Consider the following 8,886-nt stretch of genomic DNA (forward strand, 5'->3'; position numbering starts at 1 on the left):
CATTGTTCACGTCGTCCGTGTCCTCGCTGGACATCAGGCTCAGGCACTCGGTCCCCGCCGGCTCCGGCGGGGCGCCCTTGCCCAGCCCCTGGGTGAGGAAGGACTTGCCGTCGGGCAGCCGGTCGCGCACCGACTTCTCGGACTGCCCCACCTTGATCGCGTCGTACTGATCCGGCTCTATCATGCTGCGCTGCACGACGTCCCAGAGCTTCATCCCGCCGAGGACGAGGGCGGCCACGACGATCAGCACCACCATTCCGCACCCCAGGGCGCAGCCCCCGCGTCGCTTGTTTCTGTTCACTGCTTTCGCCAGCTCCTTGGGCAGGCCGTTCCCTTCGATGACCGGATCACTGTCACCGTGGGAGCCCGTCCGGTGCTGCCGCCGAAGGTCGTCCGACGAGTCGACGAACGTCGCCTGCCTCGGCTCCGGCGCGGGCGCGTCCGGCCCGGCCGGGGCGTACGGCAGCACTCCCGCCAGCCGGAACCCGCCGTCCGGCGTCGGACCGGCGTGCACCATGCCGCCGACCAGCCGGGTCCGCTCGCCGAGCCCGGTCAGCCCCTGGCCGCCGCTGACCGCGGCCCGCCCGGCCCCGGCCGGCGCCGGGCCGTTGACGACCTCCACGACCAGGGAGTCCGCGTCGTAGTGCAGGGCGAGTTCGATCGGCGCGCCCGGCGCGTGCTTGTGGGCGTTGGTCAGCCCCTCCTGCGCGACGCGGTACGCGGCGTGGTCGGCGGCCGGGGTGAGGGGCCGCGGTTCCCCGGCGCGCCGCAGCACCACGCTCGTACCGGCGGCGCGGGAGGACTGCGCGAGGGCCTCGATGCCGTCCGCGACGCCCGCGGCGGGGCCGGGTTCCTGCTGCGGGTCGGGGGCCTGGGTGCCGTCCCGCAGCAGTCCCACCACCTCGCGCAGTTCGCGCATCGCGGTGACGGACGCCTCCCGCAGGACGCCGACGGCCTCCCGCTGCCGACCCGTCAGCTCGCTGTCGACCTCCAGCGCGCCGGTGTGCACGGAGATGAGGGCGAGCTGGTGGCCGAGGCTGTCGTGCATGTCCTGCGCGATGCGCTGGCGCTCCCGCAGCCGGGCCTGACCGGCGATCATCTCGCGTTCGCGCAGCAGCTGGGCGTTGTAGTCGCGCAGTGTGTCCAGCAGCGTGTGGCGCTGCGAGGAGTAGCGGCTGATCAGGCCGGGCAGCAGGATCAGGGCCAGCATCAGCAGGGCGCCGAAGATCACGGACGACAGGAGGACGCGGGGGAGGTCCTGCACCATGGACGCGGCGACGCTCAGGACGTACGCGGACGCGAAGACGGCGGTGGCCCGGCCGTGCGCGGCGATCCGCTTCCCGGCCGACCAGGCGGCGACGGGGACCAGCGGGAGCAGGCCCGGGAGCACGATCCCGCCGACGGCGGTCAGCAGCAGTACGGATGCGGGCAGCACCCGGCGCAGCGGCGACAGCAGCGCCACGGCGATGGCCACCGTGACGGTCCGCGGCGTGTCGCTGACCGTGTCCTCCAGCGGCAGGGACAGCAGTCCCAGCATCAGGCTCAGGAGCGTCTCGCCGATGATCCGGCCGACGGACCACATGCCGGGCGCGAAGAGCCGCCGGAACGCCTCGGCCAGCCGCCGCGGCGCCCGGCGCAGTTCGTCCGCCGCGCTTCCCCCGATACCCCCGTTTTTCACAAGTCTCACGCGACCACGGTAAACATCTCCCTTCGCGGTCGCAGTCACCGTTGGTCGCGGCCCGACGCGACGAAAGTCGTGGGGGCGGGCGCAGAGTGGAAGGGGATAGTCCGGATCGTGTACGCGCCCTCACAGGGAGTCGCGAGGCGGTCTGGTTAGGGTGGGGCATGGCCCGGCGCCGGCGGAATCGATGCCTCAGATGCCGTCAGATGCCATCAGGTGTCGTCGGGACTGCTGCGCACAGCCTCCCACCTGCGATAGGACTGGTGCATGGTGAAGATCCTCATCTCAGCGGACATGGAGGGCGCCACCGGGGTCACCTGGCCGGCCGATGTGCTGCCGGGCGCCTCGCAGTGGGAGCGCTGCCGGCATCTGTTCACCTCGGACGTGAGCGCGGCCGCGGCCGGGTTCTTCGCCGGGGGCGCCGACGAGGTGCTGGTCAACGAGGCGCACTGGTCCATGCGCAACCTGCTGGTGGAGGAGTTGGACGAGCGGGCCCAACTCCTCGTCGGCAAGCACAAGAGCCTGAGCATGGTCGAGGGCGTGCAGCACGGCGACGTGGACGGCATCGCCTTCGTCGGCTACCACACCGGGGCCGGCACGGCAGGCGTCCTCGCCCACACCTACCTCGCCAATTCCCTCACCGGCGTCTGGGTGGACGGCGCGCGCGCCAGTGAGGGGCTGCTGAACTCCCTGGTCGTCGCCGAATACGGTGTGCCCGTGGTGCTGGTGACGGGCGATGACCTGACCTGCGAGGACGCCAAGGGCTATGCGCCGCGCGCCCGTTCGGTCGCGGTCAAGGACTATGTGTCGCGGTACGCGGCGGTCTGCCGCACCCCGGCGCGTACGGCGTCCGACATCAGGGCCGCGGCGCAAGAAGCCGTGTCCCTGGCACGGCGGCACGAACCGGTGCAGGCCGGACCACACACCGTGGAGATCGAGTTCGACGCCGAACATCTGGCGGGCGCCGCGACGGTGGTGCCCGGCGTGGAGATCACCGGCGAGCGCCGCGTCGCCTACACCACGACGACCATGTACGAGGGCATCCGCGCCTTCAAGGCGGTCACCACCGTCGTGTCGGCCGCGGTGGAGGAGCAGTATGGCTGAGGAGTCCCTGAGCGAGGGCAACGAAGGCAAGGGCGACGACGACGGAGGGGCCGGGGGCGTCGGCGGCCGGGTGGACAGAGCGGCCCTCGACGAGGTCGTCCGCTTCACCAGCGAGCTGATCCGCATCGACACCACCAACCGGGGCGGCGGCGACTGCCGGGAGCGGCCCGCCGCCGAATACGTCGCCGAGCGCCTCGCCGACGCGGGCATCGAACCGACGCTGCTGGAGCGGGAACCTGGCCGTACGAACGTCGTCGCCCGCATCCCCGGCGCCGACCCCGGCGCGGACGCGCTGCTCGTCCACGGCCACCTCGACGTGGTGCCCGCCGAGCCCGCCGACTGGAGCGTGCACCCCTTCTCCGGGGAGATCCGCGACGGCGTGGTCTGGGGGCGCGGCGCGGTCGACATGAAGAACATGGACGCGATGGTGCTCGCCGCCGTACGGGCCTGGGCGCGGTCCGGGGTGCGGCCGCCGCGCGACATCGTGCTGGCCTTCACCGCCGACGAGGAGGACAGCGCCGTCGTCGGCTCCGGCTTCCTCGCAGAGGAGCACGCGGACCTCTTCGAGGGCTGCACGGAGGGCATCAGCGAGTCCGGCGCGTTCACCTTCCACGCGGGCGGCGGGCTGCGGCTCTATCCGGTGGGGGCGGGGGAGCGCGGCACGGGCTGGCTCAAGCTCACCGCGCGCGGGACCGCGGGCCACGGCTCCAAGGTGAACCCGGACAACGCTGTCAGCAACCTCGCGGCGGCCGTCTCCCGGATCGCCGACCACCAGTGGCCCGTCCGCCTCACCCCGACCGTACGGGCCGCGCTCACCGAACTGGCCGCGCTGCACGGCATCGAGGCCGACCTGGACGCCGCCGACTTCGACGTCGACGAACTCCTCGGCAAGCTGGGCCCCGCCGCCGCGCTCGTCGCCCCGACGGTCCGCAACAGCGCCAACCCGACCATGCTCGACGCCGGATACAAGATCAACGTCATCCCGGGCACCGCCGTCGGGCACGTCGACGGGCGGATGGTGCCGGGCGGCGAGGAGGAGTTCCACGCCACGCTGGACCGGCTCACCGGGCCGGACGTGGAGTGGGAGTTCCAGCACCGGGAGGTGCCGCTCCAGGCGCCCGTGGACTCCCCGACGTTCGCGGCGCTGCGGGCCGCGATCGAGAAGTTCGACCCGACCGGGCGCCCGGTGCCGTACTGCATGTCCGGCGGCACGGACGCCAAGCAGTTCTCCCGGCTGGGCATCGTGGGCTATGGCTTCTCGCCGCTCAAACTGCCCGTCGGCTTCGACTACCAGGCGCTTTTCCACGGCGTGGACGAGCGGGTGCCCGTGGAGGCGCTGCACTTCGGCGTCCGCGTGCTCGACGACTTCCTGATGCGGGCGAATCGTCCCTGCCCGGCTGCCGACGCGTCCCGCCCGAGCCGGACCGCGGTCCGTTGAAAGCGCGCTCGAACCCTGCTGAAGTCTCTTCGGCAGGCATACCCGACCCGCACCGTCCCCCGCCCACAGGAGGCGTAGCCATCATGACGACCACGGCGCCCTACGGAGCCTGGCCCTCCCCGATCGATGCCGCGCTCGCCGCCTCGCGGGACGGCCGGCCCGGCTTCCTGGGCACGGTCGGCGACGAGGTGTGGTGGATCGCGCCCCGCCCCGAGGAGGCCGGCCGGCGCGCCCTGATGCGGCTGCGCGCCGACGGCGTCGAGGAGACGCCGCTGGCCGCGCCGTGGAACGTCCGCACCAGGGTCATCGAGTACGGCGGCCAGCCGTGGGCGGGCGCGCCGCGCGAGGAGGGCGGCCCGCTGATCGTCTTCAGCGACTTCGCCGACCAGCGGCTGTACGCGTACGAGCCGGACGGCCCGGACGGCGCCGCACCCCGCCCCCTGACCCCCGTCTCGGCCCTCGGCGGCGGGTTGCGGTGGGCTGACCCCGTCGTCCACCTGGACCGGGGCGAAGTCTGGTGCGTGCTGGAGGAGTTCACCGGCGAGGGCCCGACCGACGTGCGCCGCGTCATCGCGGCCGTACCGCTGGACGGCACGGCGGCCGAGGACCGGGGCGCGGTCCGCGAACTGACCGACGACCGGCACCGGTTCGTGACCGGCCCCCGGCTCTCGCCCGACGGGCGGCAGGCGGCCTGGATCGCCTGGGACCACCCGCGGATGCCCTGGGACGGCACGGAGCTGCGGGTCGCGGAGACCGCCGCCGAGGGCGGGTTCACGGGGGCGCGCACGGTGCTGGGCGGACCCGGCGAGGCGGTCGCCCAGGCCGAATGGGCCGCAAACGGAACGCTGCTGGCGGCCACCGACCGTACCGGCTGGTGGAACCTGCACGCGGTGGATCCGGCCACCGGCGCGACCACCGCGCTGTGCCCGCGCGACGAGGAGTTCGCGGGCCCGCTGTGGATGCTCGGCGAGCGCTGGTTCGCGCCGCTGGAGAACGGCATGGTCGCCGTCGTCCACGGCCGCGGCACCACCGCGCTGGGCATACTCGACCCGGAGAGCGGCGAACTCGTCGACTCGGCGGGCCCCTGGACGGAGTGGGCCCCCACCCTGGCGGTCCACGGCACCCGCGTCTTCGGCGTCGCCGCCAGCCCCCGCACCGCCTACGAGGTGGTCGAGCTCGACACGTGTACGGGCCGCAGCCGGGTCACGGCCGCCGCGCACACCGACCCCGTGGACCCCGCCTACTACCCCGAGCCGCTGATCCGCGTCTTCACCGGCCCGGACGGCCGGGACATCCACGCCCACGTCCACCCGCCGCACAGCCCCGGCCACACGGGCCCCTCCGGCGAACTGCCGCCCTACGTGGTGTGGGCCCACGGCGGCCCCACCGGCCGCGTCCCGCTCGTACTGGACCTGGAGATCGCCTACTTCACCTCGCGCGGCGTCGGGGTCGTGGAGGTGAACTACGGCGGCTCGACGGGGTACGGGCGCGACTACCGCAACCGGCTGCGCGAGAGCTGGGGCGTGGTCGACGTCGAGGACTGCGCCGCCGTCGCCGAGGCGCTCGCCGACGAGGGCACCGCCGACCGGGCGCGGCTCGCCATCCGCGGCGGCAGCGCGGGCGGCTGGACCACCGCCGCCTCACTCACCTCCACCGGCCTCTACGCCTGCGGAACCATCAGCTACCCCGTCCTCGACCTCGTCGGCTGGGCGGCCGACGGCACCCACGACTTCGAGTCCCAGTACCTCCACACCCTCATCGGCCCGCCGTCCGAGGTCCCCGACCGCTACCGCGACCGCTCCCCCCTGCACCGCGCCGCCCACCTCTCCGCGCCCTTCCTGCTCCTCCAGGGCCTGGACGACCCGATCTGCCCGCCCGTCCAGTGCGAACGCTTCCTCGAAGCCCTCAAGGGCCGCGCCATCCCCCACGCCTACCTCACCTTCGAAGGCGAGGGCCACGGCTTCCGCCGCGCCGACTCCATGATCCGCGCCCTGGAAGCCGAACTCTCCCTGTACGCCCAGGTATTCGGCTTCGCCACGGACGTACCGGCGCTGCGGCTCGACGGGTGAGCGGGTGAACGGCGCGGTACGGGCCCCGGCGGCGGGGGCCCGTACCGCTGTCGCACTGGTCCGCGCTAAAGATCCTGCTGCCGCCGCGCCCCGTCGCTGACCTTGATCATGACGGCTATGAGCAGCCAGTTGGCGACCATGGACGAGCCGCCCTGGGCCAGGAAGGGGAGGGCCTTGCCGGTGAGGGGCATGAGGCCGGTGACGCCGCCCGCGACGACGAAGACCTGGAAGGCTACGACGACGGAGAGGCCGAGGGAGAGGAGCTTGCCGAAGGGGTCGTTGGCGAGGAGGGCGGTGCGCAGGCCGCGCTGGATGAGGAGGGCGTAGAGCACGAGCACGGCCATGGTGCCGGCCAGGCCCAGTTCCTCGCCGACACTGGTGAGGATGAAGTCGGAGCGGCCCGCGAACTGGATCAGCTCAGGGTGGCCGAGGCCCAGGCCCGTACCGCTGACGCCGCCGGAGCCGAAGCTGAACAGGGCCTGCGCGGCCTGGTCGGAGACGAGGCCCGGGGGCCGCTGGTCCACCGGGAGGTAGATGTCGAAGGGGTGCAGCCAGGCCACGATGCGGCCCTTGACGTGCGGCTCCGTCGAGCCGACCGCGAACGCGCCGACCGCGGCCATCAGCACGCCGCAGATCACCCAGCTGGTGCGCTCGGTGGCGGCGTAGAGCATCACCACGAAGAGGCCGAAGAAGATCAGCGAGGTGCCCAGGTCGCGCTCGAAGACGAGGACGAGGAGGCTGATGATCCAGATCGTGACGATCGGGCCGAGCTGCCGGCCCGGCGGCAGCCGCATGCCCAGGAAGCGGCGGCCCGTCAGGGTGAGCGCGTCCCGGTGCGTGACGAGATACCCGGCGAAGAAGATCGCGATCATGACCTTCACGAACTCGCCCGGCTGGAACGACAGCAGCGACCCCAGGTGCACCCACCGCTTCGCGCCGTAGGAGTCGCCCGGGAACATCGCCGGGGCGATGAGCAGCACGAGCGCCGCCGCCATGGTCACGTAGATATAGCGCTGGAGCCGCCGGTAGTCCTTGAGGAGCGCGATCACCGCGATGGCCACGCCGACGCCGACGACCGTCCAGATCAGCTGGCCCGGCGCCATCGCGCCGGAGTGCCACCGCTCCTTGTAGGAGTGGTCGAGCCGGTGGATGAGGACCAGCCCCAGACCCGTCAGCAGCATCGCCAGCGGCAGGATCAGCGGATCGGCGCGCGCCGCGAACCGGCGCACCGCGATATGCGCCACCAGCGAGCAGCACGCCTGCGAGGCCACGAAACCGGCCAGCCCGTCGGGGAGCTCGCCGGTCAGGCCCAGCCCCGCGTCGGTGTAGCCGAAGGTGACGATGAACAGGACGAAGACCAGCAGCAGCGCCTCGGTGCGCCGCGGGCTCCCCGTCACGGACGCGGCGCGCCATCTGCCGCCGCGGGCCTCCTCGCCGGGGCCGGTGAGGGTGGTCGCCCCGCCGGTGTCGGTCATGGCCAGGGGCTCGGTGCTCCGTCCACGCACGGGCGTCCTCCCGGTTCAGGCGGTGGTACGGCCCGCGGGCACTGCGTCCGTACGGGTTCATCCGATCATCGCGGACCGTCACTGAAGAGAACCTGAGATTCCTGAAGGCGCGTTCAGGAACGCGGGCCCGTCTGGTCGGCCGCGCCGGTCGGGAAGACGGCCGCCAGCCGCGCCCCGGACTCGCCGTCCGGCGCGGGCTCGACGCGCAGCGTCCCGCCGTGCGACTGCGCGATCTCCCGGGCGATGGCGAGCCCCAGCCCGGTGCCGCCGCTGCCCCGGTCACGGGCCGGATGCAGCCGCGTGAAGCGCTCGAAGACCCGCTCCGCGGACTCCGGCGGAATGCCCGGCCCGTCGTCGGTCACCCGCAACGACGCCTCGCCCGTCGCCGGGTCCAGGGCCGCGGAGATCCGTACGGCCGACCGCGCGTACCGCAGGGCGTTGTCGACGAGATTGGTCAGCAGCCGCTCCAGCCGCGCGTGGTCGCCCCGCACCGGCACCGGCTCGTCGGCGGCGAGCGTGATGGGCACCCGCGGCGAGCGGCGCCGCGCGATCTCCTCGGCGGCCAGCAGCGCCAGGTCCACCGCCTGGTCCGGGCGCTGCACCCGCGCGTCGAGCCGGGCGAGCAGCAGCAGGTCCGTGATGATCCGCTGAAGCCGGTCGGCGTCGCCGAGCGCCTGCCGTACGGACGCGGCGAGCCGCGCGTCGCTGGACCCGGCGAGCCCCACCTCCAGCTCCGCGCGGAGCGCCGCGATCGGGTTGCGCAGCTCGTGCGAGGCGTCGGCGACGAACTGCCGCTGCCGGCCCACCGACTGCTCCAGCCGGTCGAGGGTCGCGTTGACGGTCCGGGCGAGCCGCGCGATCTCGTCGCCGCTGTCCGGGTCCGGGACCCGGCGGTCCAGCTCCCGGGCGGTGACGGCGGCCAGCTCCCCGCGGATCGCGGCGACCGGCCGCAGCGCGAGCCCGGTCACGCCCCAGGCGATGCCGACGGTCAGGGCCATCAGCAGCGGCGCGCCGATCAGCAGGGTCAGGGCGAGGGCGCTGGTGGCGTTGGAGACGTCGTTGAGGACGGTGATGCCGTAGACATAGCGG

General features: G+C 73.4%; 6 protein-coding genes. 3 read left to right on the top strand and 3 right to left on the bottom strand.

Features of this window, described 5'->3' with window-relative positions; all coding sequences use genetic code 11:
• Positions 1 to 1,687 (bottom strand): sensor histidine kinase (locus tag ACFU99_RS22350; protein WP_384394634.1); only part of this gene is annotated, 1,687 nt, incomplete at its 3' end.
• A 264-nt stretch (positions 1,688 to 1,951) separates the two neighbouring features.
• On the opposite strand from ACFU99_RS22350, the gene ACFU99_RS22355 reads away from it, so the two are divergent.
• The 3 genes from ACFU99_RS22355 (at position 1,952) to ACFU99_RS22365 (ending at position 6,292) form a co-directional block, all read left to right on the top strand.
• Positions 1,952 to 2,785, top strand: a complete 834-nt coding sequence (locus ACFU99_RS22355; protein WP_384394642.1) for a M55 family metallopeptidase — start codon at positions 1,952 to 1,954, stop codon at positions 2,783 to 2,785.
• Positions 2,778 to 4,223 carry a M20/M25/M40 family metallo-hydrolase gene (locus tag ACFU99_RS22360; protein ID WP_384394636.1) on the top strand — a complete coding sequence of 482 codons (1,446 nt, stop codon included), beginning with the start codon at positions 2,778 to 2,780 and terminating at the stop codon, positions 4,221 to 4,223. Before ACFU99_RS22355 ends, ACFU99_RS22360 begins: the two co-directional genes overlap by 8 nt.
• An 83-nt stretch (positions 4,224 to 4,306) precedes the next feature.
• Positions 4,307 to 6,292 carry a prolyl oligopeptidase family serine peptidase gene (locus ACFU99_RS22365; RefSeq protein WP_384394638.1) on the top strand — a complete coding sequence of 662 codons (1,986 nt, stop codon included), beginning with the start codon at positions 4,307 to 4,309 and terminating at the stop codon, positions 6,290 to 6,292.
• Positions 6,293 to 6,357: 65 nt separating this feature from the next.
• Here the strand turns inward: ACFU99_RS22365 and ACFU99_RS22370 are convergent, their stop codons facing one another.
• Both ACFU99_RS22370 and ACFU99_RS22375 read right to left on the bottom strand, forming a co-directional pair.
• Positions 6,358 to 7,767 (bottom strand): FtsW/RodA/SpoVE family cell cycle protein, encoded by a 1,410-nt coding sequence (locus tag ACFU99_RS22370; protein WP_384394644.1) that lies wholly within the window; start codon positions 7,765 to 7,767, stop codon positions 6,358 to 6,360.
• A gap of 143 nt (positions 7,768 to 7,910) precedes the next feature.
• Positions 7,911 to 8,886, bottom strand: a 976-nt coding sequence (locus ACFU99_RS22375; protein ID WP_384394640.1) for a sensor histidine kinase, incomplete at its 5' end; no start/stop codon positions are given.

This window comes from Streptomyces sp. NPDC057654 (genome assembly GCF_042800135.1).
In the GTDB taxonomy this organism is placed as follows: Bacteria; Actinomycetota; Actinomycetes; order Streptomycetales; family Streptomycetaceae; genus Streptomyces.

What these genes read in the sequence shown, in the direction of transcription:
- ACFU99_RS22365 (WP_384394638.1), top strand. Translation starts at nt 4,307, where the DNA reads ATGACGACCACGGCGCCCTACGGAGCCTGGCCCTCCCCGATCGATGCC.
- ACFU99_RS22370 (WP_384394644.1), bottom strand. Translation starts at nt 7,767, where the DNA reads ATGACCGACACCGGCGGGGCGACCACCCTCACCGGCCCCGGCGAGGAG.
- ACFU99_RS22360 (WP_384394636.1), top strand. Translation starts at nt 2,778, where the DNA reads ATGGCTGAGGAGTCCCTGAGCGAGGGCAACGAAGGCAAGGGCGACGAC.